This window comes from Bradyrhizobium xenonodulans (assembly GCF_027594865.1).
Taxonomy (GTDB): Bacteria; Pseudomonadota; Alphaproteobacteria; order Rhizobiales; family Xanthobacteraceae; genus Bradyrhizobium; species Bradyrhizobium xenonodulans.
Map to the genome: position 1 here is coordinate 1068787 of NZ_CP089391.1, position 19297 is coordinate 1088083.

At 65.1% G+C, this 19297-nt stretch carries 19 protein-coding genes; 10 read left to right on the forward strand and 9 right to left on the reverse strand.

Annotated elements, in window-relative coordinates:
- Positions 1 to 102: 102 nt before the first annotated feature.
- From I3J27_RS05070 to I3J27_RS05095, 6 genes are all read right to left on the reverse strand, one after another.
- The gene (locus I3J27_RS05070) at positions 103 to 1470 is read right to left on the reverse strand and encodes an IS30 family transposase (RefSeq protein ID WP_270160737.1); all 1368 of its coding nucleotides are present in this window, start codon (positions 1468 to 1470) and stop codon (positions 103 to 105) included.
- A gap of 100 nt (positions 1471 to 1570) precedes the next feature.
- Positions 1571 to 3013 (reverse strand): homospermidine synthase, encoded by a 1443-nt coding sequence (locus I3J27_RS05075; protein ID WP_270165963.1) that lies wholly within the window; start codon positions 3011 to 3013, stop codon positions 1571 to 1573.
- A gap of 67 nt (positions 3014 to 3080) precedes the next feature.
- A complete protein-coding gene (locus I3J27_RS05080; protein WP_270165965.1) occupies positions 3081 to 3470 on the reverse strand; it encodes a RidA family protein in 390 nt (129 codons plus the stop codon).
- Positions 3471 to 3617: 147 nt separating this feature from the next.
- Positions 3618 to 4205: a GNAT family N-acetyltransferase gene (locus I3J27_RS05085; protein ID WP_270165967.1), complete on the reverse strand. Its 588-nt coding sequence runs from the start codon at positions 4203 to 4205 to the stop codon at positions 3618 to 3620.
- A gap of 131 nt (positions 4206 to 4336) precedes the next feature.
- Positions 4337 to 5479, reverse strand: a complete 1143-nt coding sequence (locus I3J27_RS05090) for a type III PLP-dependent enzyme (RefSeq protein ID WP_270165969.1) — start codon at positions 5477 to 5479, stop codon at positions 4337 to 4339.
- Positions 5480 to 6146: 667 nt separating this feature from the next.
- On the reverse strand, positions 6147 to 6401 hold the full coding sequence (locus I3J27_RS05095) for a hypothetical protein (protein ID WP_270165971.1): 255 nt from the start codon (positions 6399 to 6401) through the stop codon (positions 6147 to 6149).
- Positions 6402 to 6538: 137 nt separating this feature from the next.
- On the opposite strand from I3J27_RS05095, the gene I3J27_RS05100 reads away from it, so the two are divergent.
- The 4 genes from I3J27_RS05100 (at position 6539) to I3J27_RS05115 (ending at position 10893) form a co-directional block, all read left to right on the forward strand.
- Entirely contained in the window at positions 6539 to 8620 is a 2082-nt protein-coding gene (locus I3J27_RS05100; RefSeq protein ID WP_270165973.1) for a M3 family metallopeptidase, read from the forward strand.
- A complete protein-coding gene (locus I3J27_RS05105; protein WP_270165976.1) occupies positions 8620 to 9258 on the forward strand; it encodes a DUF1007 family protein in 639 nt (212 codons plus the stop codon). The genes I3J27_RS05100 and I3J27_RS05105 overlap by 1 nt, the downstream gene beginning before the upstream one ends.
- On the forward strand, positions 9255 to 10373 hold the full coding sequence (locus tag I3J27_RS05110; RefSeq protein ID WP_270165978.1) for a nickel/cobalt transporter: 1119 nt from the start codon (positions 9255 to 9257) through the stop codon (positions 10371 to 10373). The genes I3J27_RS05105 and I3J27_RS05110 overlap by 4 nt, the downstream gene beginning before the upstream one ends.
- An 82-nt stretch (positions 10374 to 10455) precedes the next feature.
- Complete coding sequence (locus tag I3J27_RS05115) at positions 10456 to 10893, forward strand: acyl-CoA thioesterase (RefSeq protein ID WP_270165980.1); 438 nt, start codon at positions 10456 to 10458, stop codon at positions 10891 to 10893.
- 7 nt (positions 10894 to 10900) lie between these two features.
- Here the strand turns inward: I3J27_RS05115 and I3J27_RS05120 are convergent, their stop codons facing one another.
- Positions 10901 to 11299 carry an MAPEG family protein gene (locus I3J27_RS05120; protein ID WP_270165982.1) on the reverse strand — a complete coding sequence of 133 codons (399 nt, stop codon included), beginning with the start codon at positions 11297 to 11299 and terminating at the stop codon, positions 10901 to 10903.
- 83 nt (positions 11300 to 11382) lie between these two features.
- Here I3J27_RS05120 and hemH point away from each other — a divergent pair, with 83 nt between their 5' ends.
- From hemH to I3J27_RS05140, 4 genes are all read left to right on the forward strand, one after another.
- Positions 11383 to 12420 carry a ferrochelatase gene (hemH, locus tag I3J27_RS05125; protein ID WP_270165984.1) on the forward strand — a complete coding sequence of 346 codons (1038 nt, stop codon included), beginning with the start codon at positions 11383 to 11385 and terminating at the stop codon, positions 12418 to 12420.
- An 11-nt stretch (positions 12421 to 12431) separates the two neighbouring features.
- Positions 12432 to 13409, forward strand: coding sequence for an ABC transporter substrate-binding protein (locus tag I3J27_RS05130; protein ID WP_306417051.1), 978 nt, complete (start codon positions 12432 to 12434; stop codon positions 13407 to 13409).
- A 230-nt stretch (positions 13410 to 13639) separates the two neighbouring features.
- A complete protein-coding gene (locus I3J27_RS05135; RefSeq protein ID WP_270165988.1) occupies positions 13640 to 14644 on the forward strand; it encodes an SPFH domain-containing protein in 1005 nt (334 codons plus the stop codon).
- A 16-nt stretch (positions 14645 to 14660) separates the two neighbouring features.
- Positions 14661 to 15104 (forward strand): NfeD family protein, encoded by a 444-nt coding sequence (locus tag I3J27_RS05140; RefSeq protein WP_270165990.1) that lies wholly within the window; start codon positions 14661 to 14663, stop codon positions 15102 to 15104.
- A gap of 67 nt (positions 15105 to 15171) precedes the next feature.
- On the opposite strand, the gene I3J27_RS05145 is transcribed toward I3J27_RS05140, so the two are convergent.
- Positions 15172 to 15498 (reverse strand): winged helix-turn-helix transcriptional regulator, encoded by a 327-nt coding sequence (locus tag I3J27_RS05145; protein WP_270165992.1) that lies wholly within the window; start codon positions 15496 to 15498, stop codon positions 15172 to 15174.
- Positions 15499 to 15573: 75 nt separating this feature from the next.
- On the opposite strand from I3J27_RS05145, the gene I3J27_RS05150 reads away from it, so the two are divergent.
- Positions 15574 to 16125, forward strand: coding sequence for a carboxymuconolactone decarboxylase family protein (locus tag I3J27_RS05150; RefSeq protein WP_270165994.1), 552 nt, complete (start codon positions 15574 to 15576; stop codon positions 16123 to 16125).
- A 35-nt stretch (positions 16126 to 16160) separates the two neighbouring features.
- Here the strand turns inward: I3J27_RS05150 and I3J27_RS05155 are convergent, their stop codons facing one another.
- Positions 16161 to 17168 (reverse strand): KpsF/GutQ family sugar-phosphate isomerase, encoded by a 1008-nt coding sequence (locus I3J27_RS05155; protein WP_270165997.1) that lies wholly within the window; start codon positions 17166 to 17168, stop codon positions 16161 to 16163.
- Between the two features lie 193 nt (positions 17169 to 17361).
- On the opposite strand from I3J27_RS05155, the gene I3J27_RS05160 reads away from it, so the two are divergent.
- The gene (locus tag I3J27_RS05160; RefSeq protein WP_270165999.1) at positions 17362 to 19119 is read left to right on the forward strand and encodes an outer membrane beta-barrel protein; all 1758 of its coding nucleotides are present in this window, start codon (positions 17362 to 17364) and stop codon (positions 19117 to 19119) included.
- Positions 19120 to 19297 lie beyond the last annotated feature (178 nt).

Here is a 19297-nt window from a genome sequence, read left to right on the forward strand (position 1 = left end):
GTTCTCTCCACGCACTCCGGTGTCATCACCCGCGAAAGCGGGTGATCCATTATTCCAGAGGCACTCGTGATCGGCCGAGAAGCCGCAGCGTACTGGGCGGATTCAACCGCTCGTCGCAACACCCTGTGTATCGTTCACTTGTAGCAATTGGTCGAGAGTTTCGGCCGGTGTTTTCCAGCCGAGGGTTTTCCTGGGCCTGGTGTTGAGTGCGAGAGCCACGGCCTCGAGATCACCAGAGTTGTGCAGGCTAAGATCGGTCCCTTTTGGAAAGTACTGGCGCAGCAACCCATTTGTGTTCTCGTTGGTGCCGCGCTGCCATGGGCTATGAGGGTCACAGAAGTAGACCTGCAGGCCTGCATCGATCCTCAGGCGTGCATGCTGAGCCAGTTCAGCTCCTTGATCCCAGGTCAGCGATCGACGCAGCTGTTCGGGCATGCTGACGATTGCGCGGGTGATGGCGTCGCGCACTGCCTCAGCGCCATGTCCGGCGAGTGCAGGTCCGTTCTTCACGCGAGCTTCCTGTTCATGGCCTGTGATACGCGGCAGATGCAGCAGAATGGTAAAGCGGGTCGTGCGCTCCACCAAGGTGCCGATCGCGGAACTTCCAAGACCCATAATGAGATCACCTTCCCAGTGGCCCGGCACAGCTCGATCGGCGGCTTCCGCCGGACGTTGACTGATCATGATCTCGGAAGGAATGAAGCTTCTGCCTTTGCGGACGCGCGCCCTCGGCATCCGCAACACCCGCCCGGTGCGCAAGCAGGCCGTCAGTTCGCGGCGCAAAGCTCCTCGACCCTGCACATAAAGTGCCTGATAGATCGCCTCGTGACTGATGCGCATCGTCTCATCCTCGGGAAAGTCCAGCCGAAGTCGCCGAGAAATCTGTTCCGGGCTCCATGCCCTGGCCCAGCGCCGGTTTTGCCGATGCACAGCCCGGCGTCCCTTCCACACGACCTTCGGGCCAGCCAGGAGCTCCCCGTCCGGCTTGGCGATCATACCGGCAAGCCTGTCCTGCACGTAATCCCGCAGGGGCGGATTGATCGCCAACTTCGCCGGCTTGGGCCGTCGGGCGGACCGATCAGCGTGCCATTGTGCCGTGGTTGCTCGGTACTGTGGGGCGCCGTGGCGGCGCGCCACATTACGACGGAGTTCACGAGAGATCGTGCAGGGAGCTCGATCAAGCTGACGAGCGATGGCTCGCACCCCATGACCCTGCACACGCAAGATGGCGATCTCCTCGCGCTCGGCGAACGAGAGATAGCGCTCCGATGGAAGCCTTGACGACGGTGACAAATGTGTTGGCGGCATGCCGCCCGCCCTCCGGAACCAGCGCACTCCAACCGAAGGCGATACCCCGGCCTCAACCGCAGCATCTTCGCTCGATCGCCCCGAGGCAATCGCAGCCCAGAACCGTCTACAATCCTCTCGTCGGGCCTCTTGAGGACGACTTGCTCGCGCACGGCTCTCCATCGCAACCTCCTTGTTCAGGGTGTTGCGACGAGCGGTTGAATCCGCCCTGGATGCCCCGGTCAAGCCGGGGCATGACAGTGGTGTGTGGGACGGCAAACGCTCACCGCACCAGGATATTCCGGAACTGCCAGGGATCGCTGGTGTCGATGTCTTCCGGGAACAGCCCCGGGCGATCCGTCAGCGGCGTCCAGTCGGTATAAAAACCCTTCACCGGGCCGAGATAGGGCAGCTGGATTTCCAGCAGGCGATCGAAATCCATCTCGTCGGCTTCGACGATGCCTTCGTTCGGGTTTTCCAGCGCCCACACCATGCCGCCGAGCACGGCGGAGGTCACTTGCAAGCCGGTGGCGTTCTGATACGGCGCGAGCCTGCGGGTCTCTTCGATCGAGAGCTGCGAGCCGTACCAATAGGCGTTGTTGTCATGGCCGAACAGCAGCACACCGAGTTCGTCGATGCCGTCGACGATCTCGTTCTCGTCGAGGATGTGATGCTTCTCCTGCATCTTGGCGGCGCGGCCGAACATTTCGTGCAGGGACAGCACGGCATCGTCGGCCGGATGATAGGCATAGTGGCAGGTCGGCCGATAGACCGCCTTGCCCGATGCGTCGCGCACGGTGAAGTAATCGGAGATCGAGATCGACTCGTTGTGGGTGACGAGGAAGCCATATTGCGCGCCGCGGGTCGGGCACCAGGTGCGCACGCGCGTGTTGGCGCCGGGCTGCATCAGATAGATGGCAGCGCCGCAGCCGGCTTCGTGGGTGCGCGCATTCTCGGGCATCCATTTCTCATGGGTGCCCCAGCCGAGCTCGGACGGCTGCACGCCTTCTGACAGGAAGCCTTCCACCGACCAGGTGTTGACGAAGACATCAGGCTCTTTCGGCGTCTTGGAGCGCTGGGTGTCGCGTTCGGCGATGTGGATGCCCTTGATGCCGGCCTGCCGCATCAGGTCGGCCCATTCGGCCTTGGTCTTCGGCCTGGGGGCATTGAGCTTCAGATCAGCGGCGACATTGAGCAGCGCCTGCTTGACGAAGAAGGAGACCATGCCGGGATTGGCGCCACAGCAGGAGACGGCCGTCGTCGAGCCCTTAGGCCGCGCCTTCTTGGCGGCCAGCGTCACCTCGCGAAGCGCGTAGTTGGAGCGCGCTTCCGGGCCCTTCGAGGAATCGAAATAGAAGCCGAGCCACGGCTCGTTGACGGTGTCGATATAGAGCGCGCCGAGCTCGTTGCAGAGCTCCATGATGTCGGTGGAGCCGGTGTCGACCGAGAGATTGACGCAAAAGCCCTGGCCGCCGCCTTCGGTGAGAAGCGGAGTCAGCAAGTCGCGATAATTGTCTTTTGTCACGGCCTTCTGGATGAAGCGCACATTCTGCTTCTCGCAATGCGCCTTGCGGCCCTCGTCCTTGGGATCGATCACGGTGACGCGCGACTTGTCGTAATCGAGATGCCGCTCGATCATCGGCAGCGTGCCTTTGCCGATGGAGCCGAAGCCGACCATGACGATGGGACCGGTGATCTTCGCGTAGATCTGCGAGGGAGGGCTCATGGATGGTTTCTCCGGAAAAGTTCTGGCGGACAAAGGGTGAGGGGTGGATCAGGCGCTGCGGCGCTTTTCAGACGCTGCGGCGCTTGGCGGTGACTTCGATCTCGACCTTCATCTCGGGCTTGGCGAGGGCGCTGACGACCAGCAAGGTCGCAGCCGGCCTGATGTCGCCGAGAACCTCGCCGCAGACGGCGAAGTGGGCATCGATGTAGCTGGCGTCGGTGACGTAGTAGGTCGCACGGACGATATCGGCCATCTCAAATCCGCCCTCCTTCAGGGCGGCTGCGATGGTCTTGAAGCAGTTGCGTGACTGGCTCGTGACATCTGAAGGCATCGTCATCGTCGTGTAGTCATAGCCGGTGGTTCCCGCGACAAAGGCGAAGTCGCCGTCGATCACGGCGCGGCTGTAGCCGACGGTCTTCTCGAGGGGAGAGCCGGTGGAGATCAGGCGACGGGACATGTTCGTGGGCCTCGACTGAAGGGGGAATTTCGAGGGGTTAAAGGGCGTTTCTGGGGCTCGCGCAACCCCAAAGCAGCAGGGCTAACGCAGGCGCGGCCGGACGCTGCCGCTTAACGCGGCTCCGGTCGTCACCATCATGGCAATTCCTTAAGCCGCGTGCGCCTGGAGGGCGCGAAGGACCCTCCGTTTGGAAAGCGCCGCGCCGGTCGGGACGATCATCCCCTCGGCGCCGTCGAGCGCGCCGCCGGTGAATTCGACCGCCAGCAGGCGGTCGCGTTCGAACGGGCCAGGCAGCGACAGTGCGCCGGTCTTCTCGCCGGTGAAGCCGAAGCGGGCGTAGTAGGGCGCATCGCCGAGCAGGATCACGGCGTCATGCCCGCGCGCCCGGGCGGCGGCCAGCGCTTGTTGCATCAGCGCGGCGCCGATCCCGAGCTCGCGGAAGGCAGGGTCCACCGCCAGCGGTCCGAGGACCAGAGCGGGCCTGCCTCCGGCGCTGACGTGCCACAGCCGCACGGTTCCCACGAGTGTCCCCTCACGCACGGCCGACAGGGCAAGCCCTGCGGCCGGCAGGCGTCCGTCGCGCAGGCGCTGACAGGTGCGGTCATGGCGGTTCTCGCCAAAGCAGGCATCCAGCAGCGCTTCACGGGCGGCGACGTCGACAGCACGTTCCGCACGGATCGCGAACGGAGCGGCTTTCGAAGTGAGGGAGATCTGTGGCTTCCGAAAAGCAGTCATGGCGCGTCAGTCCCCGCTTGAACCGTCGTGCGGAGAGCACGCCTGTCCAAGACGTCGTCAGAAATCGGAAATGTCAGGGAGGAGCCGGCAAGCCGGCTCCCGGGTTCGTCAGGCCTCAGACAAGAGGCAAATCAGATGTGATACGTCTTCAGCGGCGGGATGCCGTTGAACGCCACCGCCGAGTAGGTCGACGTATAGGCCCCGGTGCCTTCGATCAGCAGCTTGTCGCCGATCTCGAGCGTGACGGGAAGCGGATACGGGCTCTTCTCGTACAGCACGTCGGCGCTGTCGCAGGTCGGGCCTGCGAGCACGCACGGCGTCATGTCCGCGCCGTCATGGGCGGTGCGGATGGCGTAGCGGATCGACTCGTCCATGGTCTCGGCGAGACCGCCGAACTTGCCGATGTCCAGGTACACCCAGCGCACCTCGTCCTCGTCGCTCTTCTTCGAGATGAGCACGACCTCGGATTCGATGATGCCGGCGTTGCCCACCATGCCGCGGCCCGGCTCGATGATGGTCTCCGGAATCTGGTTGCCGAAGTGCTTGCGCAGCGCGCGGAAGATCGAGCGGCCGTAGGTCAGGACCGGCGGCACGTCCTTCAGATACTTGGTCGGGAAGCCACCGCCCATGTTGACCATGGAGAGGTTGATGCCGCGCTCGGCGCAGTCGCGGAACACCTGCGAGGCCATCGCCAGCGCACGGTCCCATGCCTTCACCTTGCGTTGCTGCGAGCCGACATGGAAGGAGATGCCGCACGGCTCCAGGCCCAGGCGCTTGGCGACGTCGAGCACGTCGACGGCCATTTCCGGGTCGCAGCCGAACTTGCGCGACAGCGGCCACTCGGCGCCGGCGCAGTCATAGAGGATGCGGCAGAACACCTTCGCGCCGGGGGCGGCACGGGCGATTTTCTCGACCTCGGGGACGCAGTCCACCGCGAACAGCCGGATGCCGAGTGCGAAGGCGCGCGCGATGTCGCGCTCCTTCTTGATCGTGTTGCCGAAGGAGATGCGGTCGGGCGTCGCACCCGCAGCCAGCGCCATCTCGATCTCGGCGACCGTCGCGGTGTCGAAGCAGGAGCCCATGGACGCGAGCAGCGACAGCACTTCCGGTGCCGGGTTCGCCTTGACGGCGTAGAACACGCGGCTGTCGGGCAGCGCCTTGGCGAAGGTCTGGTAATTGTCGCGCACGACCTCGAGGTCGACGACGAGGCACGGCTCGGTGTCGAGGCCATCCTTGCGGCGGTTGCGCAGGAACTCCTGGATACGTTCGGTCATGGCACTCTCCAACGGTCCCAGCGACGGGATCCGCATCAACGTGACGTCGGATAAGAGCGCTCCGGCCACATCGCGCGATGGAGGCGCGTTGAGGCCAAAAGACTCAAACCAGACTGTGCTGCCGTGGATTGGTTGGGAGAGTTTCCCGCCCGCACACCTGGCAATGAAGGACAAGCCTTTTCAGTAGCCCGCGCCGGCGGTGGAATGCCGGTAGAGACCAAAAAAGCCCGATCCGTCGTTGCTTTAAGTCGCGTCCCCCGTTGAGAGCGGGGTGCGCCGGTTCGCCTCCGGCTGCCAGTCACGGTTGCAAAGAGTGAAGTCACCTTCGACAAGGCACCTCTTGAGAGAGATGCTGGACGCTCCGGGTTTGCTTTCGTCTTCCGGCTATGAGCCTTCCGACTTCCGCACTTCCGAAGAGCCCCTCGGCTTCTTCACCCCTTGGCGGCTGTCCGGCCTCTTGTCCGGATACCTACCGACTGACACACGACCACAGGCACGTGCGAAATTGGGCAAGAGCGCACATAAGGCTTTTGCACCCGCTTCGCAAGAATTTTTTTAGGCTGCGGACAGAATTGCCTAACATCTGCTTGCGCAGTGTTGCGCGAGCGACGCGGAAGATGAACGTGCGTTAAGTTTTCTGTGTCGCGCGCGTGTCGTGCGCGAAGCGTCAGACGCGCTTGGTGAAGGGCTCGACGCGCTGGGCTGCGCGGATGAAGGCGGTCATCACGAGCACGCCGAGTGCGAACAGCACGGCCTGGAGGATGTGCGTGCCCTGGTCGCCGAGCCCGAGCAGGATCGCGAGTGCCCAGCCGCCGGCGAATGCCGCGCCGAACACTTCGGCGCCGATCAGGATGGCGGCGCTGATCACAGTGATGACGCTCGGCCAGACGATCTGACGGGAGGACGAGGAAGGCGCGTTCATGAGCTCAGGGATCCCAAGGCTTCGAGGGCCGCAATCTCCCCGAAAAGGCGGCCGGGAGCAAGGGCAAATGGCCCAAAAAAGCCCCATCGCGTGCTATAGCTGGCCCCAACAAATCAGCTCAAAAATCGGGACTTGCGATGTCAGAACCCCGCCAAACTACGGACTCCGAGATCAACCCGCTGCTGAGGGCCTGGGTGACGCCGTTTGCGACCCCGCCCTTCGACGAGATCAGGCCGGAGCACTTCCTGCCAGCGTTCGAGCAGGCCTTCGCCGATCACTCCGCCGAGATCGCGGCGATCACCAATGATCCGGCCGCAGCCGACTTCGCCAACACCATCACTGCGCTGGAGCGCTCGGGCAAGCTGCTCAGCAAGGTCGCGGCGGTGTTCTACGACCTCGTCTCGGCGCATTCCAACCCGGCCATCCTGGAGATCGACAAGGAGGTCTCCTTGCGGATGGCGCGGCACTGGAATCCGATCATGATGAACGCCGTGCTGTTTGGCCGCATCGCCCATCTGCACGAGAACCGCGCCAACCTCGGTCTCTCGCCCGAGCAGCTTCGTCTGCTGGAGCGCACCTACACCCGCTTCCACCGTTCCGGCGCCGGCCTCTCCGAAGAGGCCAAGACGCGGATGGCGGAGATCAACGAGAAGCTCGCCCAGCTCGGCACCAGCTTCAGCCATCATCTGCTCGGCGACGAGCAGGAATGGTTCATGGAGCTCGGCGAAGCCGATCGCCAGGGCCTGCCGGAGAGCTTCGTCGCCGCCGCCAAGGCTGCGGCAGAAGAGCGCGGCATGGAGGGCAAGGCGATCGTGACGCTGTCGCGCTCCTCGACCGAGCCATTCCTGAAGAGCTCGGCCCGGCGTGACCTGCGCGAGAAGGTCTACAAGGCATTCACCGCGCGTGGCGACAACGGCAATGCCAACGACAACAACGGAACCATCGTCGAGATCCTGAAGCTGCGCGAGGAGAGCGCCAAGCTCCTGGGCTACCCGACCTTCGCCGCCTACCGGCTCGAGGACTCCATGGCCAAGACGCCGGATGCGGTGCGCAGCCTGCTGGAGCGGGTGTGGAAGCCGGCCCGCGCGCGGGCGCTCGCCGATCGCGACGAGATGCAGGCGCTGATCACGGAAGAGGGCGGCAATTTCCAGCTCGCGCCCTGGGACTGGCGCTTCTATGCCGAAAAACTCCGCCTCCAGCGCGCCAATTTCGATGATGCCGCGATCAAGCCGTACCTCACGCTCGACCAGATGATCGCCGCTGCCTTCGACTGCGCCACGCGCCTGTTCGGTATCACGTTCGAGGAGCGCAAGGACGTGCCGGCCTGGCATCCGGACGTCCGGGTCTGGGAGGTGAAGGGTCCTGACGGTAAGCACAAGGCGCTGTTCTATGGCGATTACTATGCCCGGCCGTCGAAGCGCTCCGGCGCCTGGATGACCTCGCTGCGCGACCAGCAGAAGCTCGACGGCGAGATCGCGCCGCTGATCATCAATGTCTGCAACTTCTCGAAGGGGGCAGGGGGCGAGCCCTCGTTGCTGTCGCCCGACGATGCCCGCACCCTGTTCCACGAGTTCGGCCACGGCCTGCACGGCATGCTCTCCAACGTGACCTATCCGTCGCTGTCGGGCACGTCGGTGTTCACCGATTTCGTCGAGCTGCCCTCGCAGCTCTACGAGCACTGGCAGGAGCGGCCCGAGGTGCTGCAGAAGTTCGCCCGCCACTACCAGACCGGCGAGCCGCTGCCGGACGACCTCTTGCAGCGCTTCCTGGCCGCGCGAAAATTCAACCAGGGCTTTGCCACGGTCGAGTTCGTCTCCTCCGCGCTGGTCGATCTCGAATTCCACACCCAGCCGGCCGAGGCCGCGCAGGATGTCCGCGCCTTCGAGAGACGCGAGCTGGAAAAGATCGGCATGCCCGAGGAGATCTCGCTGCGCCACCGGCCCACCCAGTTCGGCCACATCTTCTCCGGTGATCACTACGCGGCCGGCTATTACAGCTACATGTGGTCCGAGGTGATGGACGCCGACGCCTTCGGTGCGTTCGAGGAGGCCGGCGACATCTTCGATCCCGCCGTCGCCAAGCGCCTGCACGACGACATCTACGCGTCAGGCGGATCGGTCGATCCCGAAGCCGCCTACGAGGCCTTCCGCGGTCGCCCGCCCGAGCCCGACGCACTGCTGCGCCGGCGCGGCCTGCTCGACAGCGCCAAGGCGGCCTGATGGGCATGCGCGCCCTGTTCGGTCTGCTGCTCGCCGCCGGCCTCACGTTCGTAGCGGGCGCGGCGCGGGCGCATCCGCATGTCTGGATCACCGCGACCAGCGAGCTGCTTTACGCGGCCGACGGCAGCATCACCGGCGTCCGCCACGCCTGGACGTTTGACGACATGTTCTCGGCCTATGCGGTGCAGGGGCTCGAGACCAAGACCAAGGGCGCCTATACCCGCGAGGAGCTGGGGCCGCTGGCGCAGACCAATGTCGAATCGCTGAAGGAATACGCCTACTTCACCTTCGCGCGAGCCGACGGCAAGAAGGAGCGATTCCAGGAGCCGGTCGACTACTTCCTCGACTACAAGGATACGGTGCTGACCCTGCACTTCACGCTGCCGCTGAAGAACCCGGTCAAGCCCAAACAGCTGATGCTCGAAGTGTTCGACCGCTCCTTCTTCATCGACTTCCAGATGGCCAAGGACAATCCGGTCAAGCTGGTCGGTGCGCCCGCCGGCTGCCAGATGAAGCTTGATCGTCCCAGCGACGGCTCGGCCACCGCCCAGAAGCTCAACGAGCAGACCTTCATGAACGGCGAGAATTCGAATTTCGGCATGATGTTCGCCAACAAGATCACGGTGGATTGCCCTTGAAGCCGCAACTCTCCCCGCTCGCGCGCGGATTGCTCGCCTGTGCCGGCGTTCTCTTCGTCGCGGCCGTGGCCGATGCTGCGCTTCACGATCTTCTCGCGCAAAACCCGTTCGGCGCGCCGCGCCCGGCGCAGGCGGCCGAGCCCGAGGCCGGCGGCCTCATCGGCTGGCTGCTGGCCAAGCAGTCGGAATTCTATCGCCAGATGTCGTCGACCATCCGCGCCGCGAAGTCCGACGGCTCGGCGGTGTGGACGCTGCTCTTCATCTCGTTTGCCTATGGCATCTTCCACGCCGCCGGCCCCGGTCACGGCAAGGCGGTGATCGCCTCCTATCTCGTCGCCAACCGCGAGACCGCGCGGCGCGGCATTGCGCTGTCGTTTGCCTCGGCGCTGATGCAGTCGCTGGTCGCGATCCTGATCGTCGGCATCTCGGCCTGGGTGCTGAATGCCACCGCCAAGACCATGTGCAAGGCAGAAGGCGCGATCGAGATCGCGAGCTACGCACTGATCGCGCTGTTCGGCCTGCGGCTGGTCTGGGTCAAGGGCCGCACCTTTCTCCGCGCGCTGCAGGCGGCCCAACCGGTGCCGGCGATCGCCGGCGTGCCGCATGACCATCATGATCACGGCCATCACCGTCATCATGATGCGCATGATCATCACGACCACGACCATCATCACCATGGTCACGCCCACGCGCATCACGACCACGGGCATGACCACGTCCACGACGAGCATTGCGGCCATTCCCACGGCCCGACCCCGAGCGAGCTCGCCGGCCCCGGCGGCTGGCGGCGCGGATTTGCCGCGATCCTGACCGTCGGCATCCGACCCTGTTCGGGCGCGATCCTCGTGCTGGTGTTCGCGCTGGCGCAGGGCCTGTTCTGGGCCGGCATCGCCGCGACCTTCCTGATGGGATTGGGCACCGCGATCACGGTCGCGGCTATTGCGGTGGTCGCCGTCTCCGCCAAGGACATTGCGGCCCGCCTCAGCGCCGGGCGCGACGGCGGCGGCGCGCTCTTCATGCGCGGCATCGAATTCGGCGCCGCCGGCCTCGTGCTGCTGTTCGGCGCAGGCCTGCTGTTCGGCTACATCGCCGCCGAGCGGACGACGTGTTTCTAGGCCGAGCTCTCGTGCCCCGGACGCAGTTCAGCGCGTAGCGGTGTGCTGCCGAGTCAACCAACAAGAATGATCGGGGGGGTCCATGTCGCGCGAAAACTTCTGGTTCTTTCACCCGTTCCGGGTGCGCTATTCCGAGATCGACGGTCAGGGCGTGGTCTTCAACGCGCATTATCTGACCTATTTCGACACCACCATCACCGAGTATTTCCGCGCGCTCGGCTTTGACCAATATGCGGACGCGCAGGCGAGCGGCATCGATTTCCACGTCGTCAGGTCTGTCATCGAATACAAGGCGCCCGTCCGGTTCGATTGGGAGCTCGACGTCGGTGCGCGCGTGGCGCGGATCGGCAATTCAAGCCTCACCTTCGAGCTCGCCATCTTCCTGAAGGACGGCACCGACGCGCTGATAACCGGCGAGATCGTGTGGGTCTACACCAACCAGGAGACCCATCGTCCGGTCGCGATCCCGCCGTCGATGCGGGCGCTGATCGCGACGCGGGAGCGTCATCTGCCGGCGTGAAGCCGCCTCACACCGGCAGAAACCGCTTCAAGACCGGCATGAAGAAGATCCCGAGATTGATGGCAAAGCCGATGCTGAAGAGGATCGAGCGCAGCGTCGGGCGGTTGCCGAGATAGGTCAGCACATAGGCGATCCGCACGATCAGGAACAGCACCGCGAGCTCGTCGATCAGGCGCTGCGGCGAATCCCGGAATTCGGCAAGCAGGACGGCAAAGGCGAAGAACGGAAAGGTCTCGATGCCGTTCTGGTGGGCGCCGAGCGCGCGCTGCGCCAGCGCGTCCTCGAAAAAGGCGGGGTCGCGCGGCCGGGAATTGTCGAACGTGCGAAACCTGATCCATTTGATCGAGACGATCGTCGCCAGATAAAGCAGCAGCGCTCCAAATACGCAGCATTCCGCGAGTGTCATCAGCCCCTCCCCGCTGGGGTGCGACCCTAGCGAAACGGGCCTCATCTTGACAAGTTCGGAGCAACGCGCGACGCAACGGTACCATGACGACCTTAGCCCCCATCGAGACCCCGAAGCCGGCCGTTCAGTCCAACCCGAAGCGGGTCGGCGTGCTCCTGGTCAATCTCGGCACGCCCGATACGGCCGATGCGCCCGGTGTGCGGGTCTATCTCAAGGAGTTCCTCTCGGACGCCCGGGTCATCGAGGACCAGGGCCTGATCTGGAAGCTCGTGCTCAACGGCATCATCCTGCGCAGCCGTCCGCGCACCAAGGCGCTCGACTACCGGAAGATCTGGAACAACGAGAAGAACGAGTCGCCGCTGAAGACCATCACGCGGTCGCAAGCCGACAAGCTCGCCGCCGCACTGTCGGACCGCGACCATGTCGTGGTGGACTGGGCGATGCGCTACGGCAATCCCTCGATCAGATCGGGCATCGACGCGCTGATCGCGAAGGGGTGCGACCGCATCCTCGCCGTGCCGCTCTATCCGCAATATTCCGCCTCGACCTCGGCCACCGTCTGCGACGAAGTGTTCCGCGTGCTCGCCCGCCTGCGCAACCAGCCGACGCTGCGGGTGACGCCGCCTTACTACGAGGACGAGGCCTATATCGAGGCGCTCGCGGTCTCGATCGAGACGCATCTGGCGACGCTGCCGTTCAAGCCGGAGCTGATCGTGGCATCCTTCCACGGCATGCCGAAATCCTATGTCGACAAGGGCGATCCCTATCAGTCGCACTGCATCGCCACGACGGATGCGCTGCGCCGCCGGCTCGGCATGGACGGCACAAAATTGCTGCTGACCTTCCAGTCGCGCTTCGGCAATGACGAGTGGCTTCAGCCCTACACCGACAAGACCATGGAGCGTCTCGCCAAGGAAGGCGTGCGCCGCATCGCGGTGGTGACGCCGGGCTTTGCCGCCGACTGCCTGGAGACGCTGGAGGAGATCGCGCAGGAGAATGCCGAGATCTTCAAGCACAATGGCGGCGAGCAGTTCTCCGCGATCCCCTGCCTCAACGACAGCGATCCCGGCATGGATGTGATCCGGACGCTCGTGCTGCGCGAGCTTCAGGGCTGGATCTGATGGTGCCTCCCGTGAAACGCCGGGAGGTTTTGGCGCTTCTTGGGATGACCGCCGCGCTGCCGGCCTCCGTGCTGGCGCAGCAGCCGAATGCGACGCGGCGGCTCGGCGTGCTCTCGGTCACGGCAGCGGATGACGCGATCGGGCAGGCCCGCAGCACGACCCTGGTCGAGGCGCTCGCCGTCCATGGCTGGAAGGAACACGACAACTTGCGGATCGATTGGCGCAGCGGCGCCGGAGACCGTGCGCGCATCGCGCGGCTCGCCGACGAACTGATCGCGCTCAAGCCCGACGTCCTGCTTGCGGTCGGCACGCCCTCGGTCGAGGAGCTGCGCCGGCGTACCGCGACGATCCCGATCGTGTTCGCCGTCGTCACCGATCCCGTCAGCCAGGGCTTTGTCGAAAACCTCGCTCATCCCGGCGGCAACATCACCGGCTTCACCGATTACGACGGCCCACTCGCCGGAAAATGGCTGGAGATGCTGACGCAGGTCACGCCAAAAGTGTCCCGCGTGGTCGTCGTCTACAATCCCGCCACCGCGCCATTTGCCCCGTTGATGCTGCGCACGATCGAAGATGCCGCACGGACGCTTCATGTGACCGTCGAGGCAGCGCCCGTCCACGACGCCGCCTCGATCGCGGCGCTGGCGTCGCGGAAAGATTGCGGCGTGCTGATCCTGCCGGACTTCTTCACCATGGCCAATCGTGCGCATCTGCTGGCTGCGATCGGCGAGGCGCGCGTGCCGGCGGTGTTCTGGAGCCGCACCTTCGTCGACGAGGGCGGGCTGATGTCCTACAGCACAGACAGCGCCGAGCAGCTTCGCCGCGCCGCCTTCTATATCGACCGCATCCTGAAGGGCGCGCAAGCGGCCGACCTTCCGGTCCAGAATCCCACCAAGTTCGAGCTCGCGATCAACCTGAAGACCGCCAAAGCGCTTGGCGTCACGCTTCCCCCAAGCCTGCTCGCCCTTGCGAATGACGTCATCGAATAGGGACGGCTGTGACGGAGCGGTGTGGCCGAATTCGTTAACTTCGGCCGCTAGGGCTGCGTCGGCGCGCTTTCAAGAGCGTGCTACAAATACATAATCGGGACCGTTCCCTCTCCGTACGTCTTGTGCAGAATCACGCCGATGTCGACGTTACGCACGACCGCTGAACCGGTAAGGTCGCGTTCCCGACCAATGACAGCGCGGGAAAGGGCTTTTCCCGCCTTGGAGGAGATATGAGCGGTTTCGACATTTTCGCGATTGTTCTGGTTTTGCTAGTCATCGTCACGCTGGTCGCCGGCGTGAAGACGGTGCCGCAGGGTTATGACTGGACCATCGAGCGGTTCGGCAAATACACCCAGACGCTGAGCCCCGGGCTCAATCTGATCGTGCCCTATTTCGATCGCGTCGGGCGCAAGATCAACATGATGGAGCAGGTGATCGACATTCCCGAGCAGGAGGTCATCACCAAGGACAACGCCACCGTGACGGTGGACGGCGTGGCCTTCTTCCAGGTGTTCGACGCCGCGAAGGCGAGCTACGAGGTCTCCAACCTCGTGCAGGCTGTTACGGTGCTGACCATGACCAACATCCGCTCGGTGATGGGCTCGATGGATCTCGACCAGGTGCTGTCGCATCGCGACGAGATCAACGAGCGCCTGTTGCGCGTCGTCGACGCCGCGGTCTCGCCCTGGGGCCTCAAGGTCAACCGCATCGAGATCAAGGACATCGTGCCGCCGGCCGACCTCGTCGAAGCCATGGGTCGGCAGATGAAGGCCGAGCGCGTCAAGCGCGCCGACATCCTCCAGGCCGAGGGTCAGCGCCAGTCCGAGATCCTGCGCGCCGAGGGTGCCAAGCAGGGCCAGATCCTCCAGGCCGAAGGCCGTCGCGAGGCCGCTTTCCGCGACGCCGAGGCGCGCGAGCGGTCGGCGGAGGCCGAAGCCAAAGCGACGCAAATGGTCAGCGAGGCCATCGCCAAGGGCGACGTCGCCGCGCTGAACTATTTCATCGCCGACAAGTATATCAAGGCGTTCGGGCAGCTGGCCGACTCGCCAAACCAGAAGGTCATCATGCTTCCGGTCGAAGCGATGAGCATGCTGGGCTCGCTCGCCGGCATCGGCGAGATTGCGAAGGCAACGTTCGGCGAAAGCGCGGCCTCGGCTGCCGCAGCCGCCCGCCGGGGCAGCTCGGTGCCGACAACCGGCAGCACGCCGCCGGCGGTGCCGCCGCGGCAAGGATGATGAAAGAGGTCGTGTCATGACCGACATGTTCGTATCGCTCGGCACCTGGAACTGGCTGATCTTCGGCTTCGTCCTGATGGCGTTGGAGGTGCTGGCGCCGGGCGTCTTCCTGTTCTGGCTCGGGCTGGCTGCGCTGCTCGTCGGCCTGATCTCGTTCGCGGTCGCCATGTCCTGGCAAATCCAGCTCGTGATGTTCGCGGTGTTTGCAGCCGCCGCCGTGCCGGTGTGGCGCCGTCTCGCGCGGCCGAAGCTGGACGCCAGCGCCAGCCCCTTCCTCAACAAGCGCACCGAGGCGCTGCTCGGGCGCGAGTTCACCCTGGAAAAGCCGATCATCGACGGCAGCGGCACGGTGCGCATCGGCGACACGGTGTGGCGCGTAGCGGGTCCGGATACGCCGGCGGGGACGCGCGTGAAGGTGGTGCGGGTGGACGGCGCGAATTTGACGGTGGCGGCGGCGTGATTCTTTCTCCCCTTCTCCCACAAGAATGGGAGAAGGGAAGACAGTGTCCTTGGCTGCTCCTTGAGCCCTACTTTCTCCACCTCTCCGCAAACCGGTGCAGCGGCATGAACTTCTCGCACAGCTCGCGTCCCAGCGCCGTCAGGCCATAACCTCCGCCGTCACCCAGCTCCACGAATCCGGCCTCGCGCAGCTCCGTCAGCCGCGCTTGCAGCACCGTCGGCGAAGCCTCATCGCAGGCCGTGCGCAGTGCGCGCGAGGTGAGGGGGCTCCCGCGCAATTCCCACAGGATGCGCAGGCTCCAGCGCCGGCCGAGCAGGTCGAGCAGCGCCATGACCGGCCGCCCGGTGCGCGAGCCGCGGACGCTTCGTGATCCGGAACCGGCCTGTTTCGCCATCGCTTTACCCCCCTTGCGCCATGCTACAGATAATGTAGCGTATTGCTACGATAAATGTAGCAATGGAGACGGCTCATGTCCCAGGCCACACCGCGCATCGCCCCGCTCGCGCCGCCTTATCCCCCGGAGATCCAGCAACAATTCGACCGCATCATGCACGGCGCGCCGCCGATTGTGCTGTTCCGGGTGATGGCGGGCCACGCCCGCGCCTGGGACAAGTTCCGCGCCGGCGGCCTGCTCGACCCCGGCCCGCTGTCGCTGCGTCAGCGCGAGATCGTCATCGACCGCACCTGCGCGCTGAACAAATGCGAATACGAATGGGGCGTGCACGTCGCAATTTTTGCCGGGCGTGCGAAGCTCGCGGAGAAGGAGGTGCGCGCCACCGTGCAGGGCGATGCAACGTCTTCGTGCTGGTCGCCGGCCGAGCAGGCGCTGATCGCGGCGGTGGACGCGCTGCATCACCGCGCGACGCTTGATGACGCCGAATTCGCCGCGCTTTCGGCGCATTACGACGAGGCGCAGATCCTGGAGATCATGCTGCTGTGTGGCTTCTATCGCACCGTGTCGTATCTGGCGAACGGCTTGAGGCTGCCGCTGGAGGAGAAGGCGGCGCGGTTTCCGCGATAGATTCCCTCGCCCGCTTGCTGGGAGAGGCGAAGGAGCTACGCCACGCCCGCCCGCAGCAGATCGTGCAGGTGGACGATGCCCACCACCTTGTCCGCCTCGGTCACCACCAGCGTCGTGATCTTGCGCGTGTTCAGCACCTCGATCATCTCGGTCGCCAGCATCGAGGGCGGCACGGTCTTTGGTTGCCTGGTCATGATGTCGTCGACGGACGCGGTCAGCAGATCGGGACGCATGTGGCGGCGCAGATCGCCGTCGGTGATGATGCCTGCGACCCCGCCGGCATCGTCGACGATGCAGACGCAGCCGAGACCCTTGGCCGACATCTCCATCACCGCGTCCGACATCTTGGTGCCGAGCGGCTTGAGCGGAATCTCCGCGCCGGTGCGCATGTAGTCGCGGACGAACTTCAGCATCGCGCCCAGCTTGCCGCCGGGGTGGAAATGCGCGAATTCCAGCGCAGTGAAGCCGCGTCCCTCCAGCAGCGCGATCGCGATGGCATCGCCGATCGCGACCTGCATCATGGTCGATGTGGTCGGCGCCAGATTGTGCGGGCAGGCCTCGCGCGCCTTCGGCAGCTCGAGCACGATGTCGGCGGCCTGTCCCAGCGAGGACGAAGCGTTCGACGTCACCGCGATCATCGGGATCGCGAAGCGCGCCGAATAGTTCACCAGTGTCTTCATCTCCGGCTGCTCGCCGGACCAGGACAGCGCCATGATGACGTCGTCGGTGGTGATCATGCCGAGATCGCCATGGGCAGCTTCCGCGGTGTGGACGAAGAAGGCGGGTGTGCCGGTCGAGGCCAGGGTGGCCGCGATCTTGCGGCCCATGTGGCCCGATTTGCCGAGGCCGGTGACGATGACACGGCCCTTGGCGTTGCGGATCAGGTCGACCGCCTTGGCGAAGGTTGCGCCCAGCGGGCCGCGCAGGGCAGCGGCGAGCGCGTTGATGCCGCCGCTCTCGGTCTCCAGCGTGCGGAGCGCGGATTCGACGCTATCGGGGATGGGGCCGGATGATTGGGTCATCAGCGGTTTCGAGCTCGGCATGTTCTGGTCCAGGGAAGGGTGGGGCGTTCGCCCGTTGGCGCCTGCTTAGCACGCCGGGGCGAACGAGGCGACGAGAGCGCCAAAACCCTCAACGGGTCATTAACCATAATTGTTTTAACTCCATTAACGATGGTTCCCGCCTCCCGGCGGAGGTCATCGTGAAAGTGTTTGATTTCGTTGGAGTTATTCCATCGTGGGGTCGTCTCCAGGCACCAGCCGGAGCAAACGCGTGCAATTCCTGCGCGCGGCTTTGCCATGCTTCGTGCTGATCGCCCTCGGAAGCGCGCCCGCGGCCGCCCAGAGCCTCACGCCGGACCTGTTCAATCCCAACCGCGGCGGTTTTGCTGCGCCCGACACGCTGCCGACGCGCCGTACGGCGGGCGTGCCGCAGGCTCCATCCGATGCGCTGCCGCAGCTGCCCGATCCCAGTGCCGATCCGCGCAAGCGCCAGCAGACGCCGTCAACCTCGCGCACCGGCCAACTTCCGGCCAACCAGGTCCCGACCTACGGCCTGCCCGCCGCCAACGGCGCGAGCAGCTCCGGCTACGACTCGCTGAACCGCAAGCGGCAGCAGCCAAAGCTCTATCCCGGCCAGCCCAAGCCGAAGCGCCCGCTCGGGCCCGGCTCGCCCGTGCCTCCCGCAGCACAGGACAGGACTCTCGGCCCGCCGCGCATCGCGCCGCCGCCGTCGGAGACCGCGCACAAGGTGCCGGTGCCGGCGGCAATGGCGGGCACCGTGCCCGGCCAGCCGCTGCGCCGCCGCCTCAAGGCCGATGACGATGCATTCGGCGCGGTCGGCGACTATGCCGGCAGTTTTCTGATCAAGGGCGGGCTCGAGCTCTCGACCGGCTACGACACCAACCCCGCGCGCCTCAACAAGCCGGTCGGCTCGCCGGTCTTCGTCGTCGCGCCCGATCTGCTCGTGGCCTCCGACTGGGAGCGTCACGCGCTGGTCGCGGATCTGCGCGGCTCGTTCTCGGGCTACACCAACAACATGCCGGCGACGATCGACGGCTTTGCCTCGCCGTCGCCGGTCGAGATCAACCGCCCCGACTTCACCGGTCATGTCGACGGCCGCCTCGACGTCGACCGCGATCTCAAGCTGACCTCGCAGCTCCGCCTGCGGCTCGCCACCGACAATCCCGGCAGCCCGAACGTGCAGGCCGGCCTGCAGAAATATCCTGTCTACGCGACCTACGGCACGACCGTCGGCTTCGACCAGACCTTCAACCGCTTCCAGGTCGCCGCCGGCGCCACCGTCGATCGCACCGCCTACACGGATTCCAAGCTCACCGACGGCTCGACCTTTGGCAATGGCGATCGCGACTTCAACCAGTATGGCGGCGTGGGGCGCTTCTCCTATGATCTGAAGCCGGGCCTGAAGCCGTTCGTCGAGGTTCAGGGCGACACCCGCGTGCATGACCAGGCCGCCGACCGCAACGGCTATTTCCGCGATTCGAGCGGCGGCTACGCCAAGATCGGCTCGTCGTTCGAGTTTTCCCGCATCCTCACCGGCGAGGTCTCGGTCGGCTATTCCGCACGCAACTACACCGACCCACGCCTCAGCCAGCTCGCGGGCTTCCTCACCTCGGGCTCGCTGATCTGGAACGCCAGCGGCCTCACCACGGTGAAATTCTTCACCGACACGCAGATCAACGAGACCACGATCCCCGGCTCGTCCGGCGTGCTGGTGCACACCTACGCCGCCGAAGTCGACCACGACTTCCGCCGCTGGCTGACGGCAGTGGGCAAGTTCACCTACGGCACCTACGACTACCAAAACCAGAATCGCAACGACAAGACCTACTCGCTCGAAGGCAATCTGATCTACAAGCTCAACCGTAACATCTGGGTCAAGGGCACGCTGCGTCACGACATCCTGGATTCGAACCAGCCGGGCTCGAGCTCGCAGGGGACGGTGGTGATGCTGGGGGTGAGGCTGCAGAATTGAGGGGGCGGCGGATCGCGGTCGAACGCACGCGGCCCGGTCGGCGCCGCTCTCGCCACTCACTCCGTCGTCATGCCCCGCGAAGGCGGGGCATCCAGTACGCCGCGGCTTCTCAGTGGGTCACAACTGTCTCGGCGTACTGGATCGCCCGCTTTCGCGGACGATGACAGCGCGTATCGGG

What these genes read in the sequence shown, in the direction of transcription:
- I3J27_RS05070 (WP_270160737.1), bottom strand. Translation starts at nt 1,470, where the DNA reads ATGGAGAGCCGTGCGCGAGCAAGTCGTCCTCAAGAGGCCCGACGAGAG.
- I3J27_RS05135 (WP_270165988.1), top strand. Translation starts at nt 13,640, where the DNA reads ATGAGCGGTTTCGACATTTTCGCGATTGTTCTGGTTTTGCTAGTCATC.
- I3J27_RS05085 (WP_270165967.1), bottom strand. Translation starts at nt 4,205, where the DNA reads ATGACTGCTTTTCGGAAGCCACAGATCTCCCTCACTTCGAAAGCCGCT.
- hemH (WP_270165984.1), top strand. Translation starts at nt 11,383, where the DNA reads ATGACGACCTTAGCCCCCATCGAGACCCCGAAGCCGGCCGTTCAGTCC.
- I3J27_RS05150 (WP_270165994.1), top strand. Translation starts at nt 15,574, where the DNA reads ATGTCCCAGGCCACACCGCGCATCGCCCCGCTCGCGCCGCCTTATCCC.
- I3J27_RS05075 (WP_270165963.1), bottom strand. Translation starts at nt 3,013, where the DNA reads ATGAGCCCTCCCTCGCAGATCTACGCGAAGATCACCGGTCCCATCGTC.
- I3J27_RS05080 (WP_270165965.1), bottom strand. Translation starts at nt 3,470, where the DNA reads ATGTCCCGTCGCCTGATCTCCACCGGCTCTCCCCTCGAGAAGACCGTC.
- I3J27_RS05120 (WP_270165982.1), bottom strand. Translation starts at nt 11,299, where the DNA reads ATGACACTCGCGGAATGCTGCGTATTTGGAGCGCTGCTGCTTTATCTG.
- I3J27_RS05155 (WP_270165997.1), bottom strand. Translation starts at nt 17,168, where the DNA reads ATGCCGAGCTCGAAACCGCTGATGACCCAATCATCCGGCCCCATCCCC.
- I3J27_RS05090 (WP_270165969.1), bottom strand. Translation starts at nt 5,479, where the DNA reads ATGACCGAACGTATCCAGGAGTTCCTGCGCAACCGCCGCAAGGATGGC.
- I3J27_RS05100 (WP_270165973.1), top strand. Translation starts at nt 6,539, where the DNA reads ATGTCAGAACCCCGCCAAACTACGGACTCCGAGATCAACCCGCTGCTG.
- I3J27_RS05145 (WP_270165992.1), bottom strand. Translation starts at nt 15,498, where the DNA reads ATGGCGAAACAGGCCGGTTCCGGATCACGAAGCGTCCGCGGCTCGCGC.
- I3J27_RS05105 (WP_270165976.1), top strand. Translation starts at nt 8,620, where the DNA reads ATGGGCATGCGCGCCCTGTTCGGTCTGCTGCTCGCCGCCGGCCTCACG.
- I3J27_RS05095 (WP_270165971.1), bottom strand. Translation starts at nt 6,401, where the DNA reads ATGAACGCGCCTTCCTCGTCCTCCCGTCAGATCGTCTGGCCGAGCGTC.
- I3J27_RS05115 (WP_270165980.1), top strand. Translation starts at nt 10,456, where the DNA reads ATGTCGCGCGAAAACTTCTGGTTCTTTCACCCGTTCCGGGTGCGCTAT.
- I3J27_RS05140 (WP_270165990.1), top strand. Translation starts at nt 14,661, where the DNA reads ATGACCGACATGTTCGTATCGCTCGGCACCTGGAACTGGCTGATCTTC.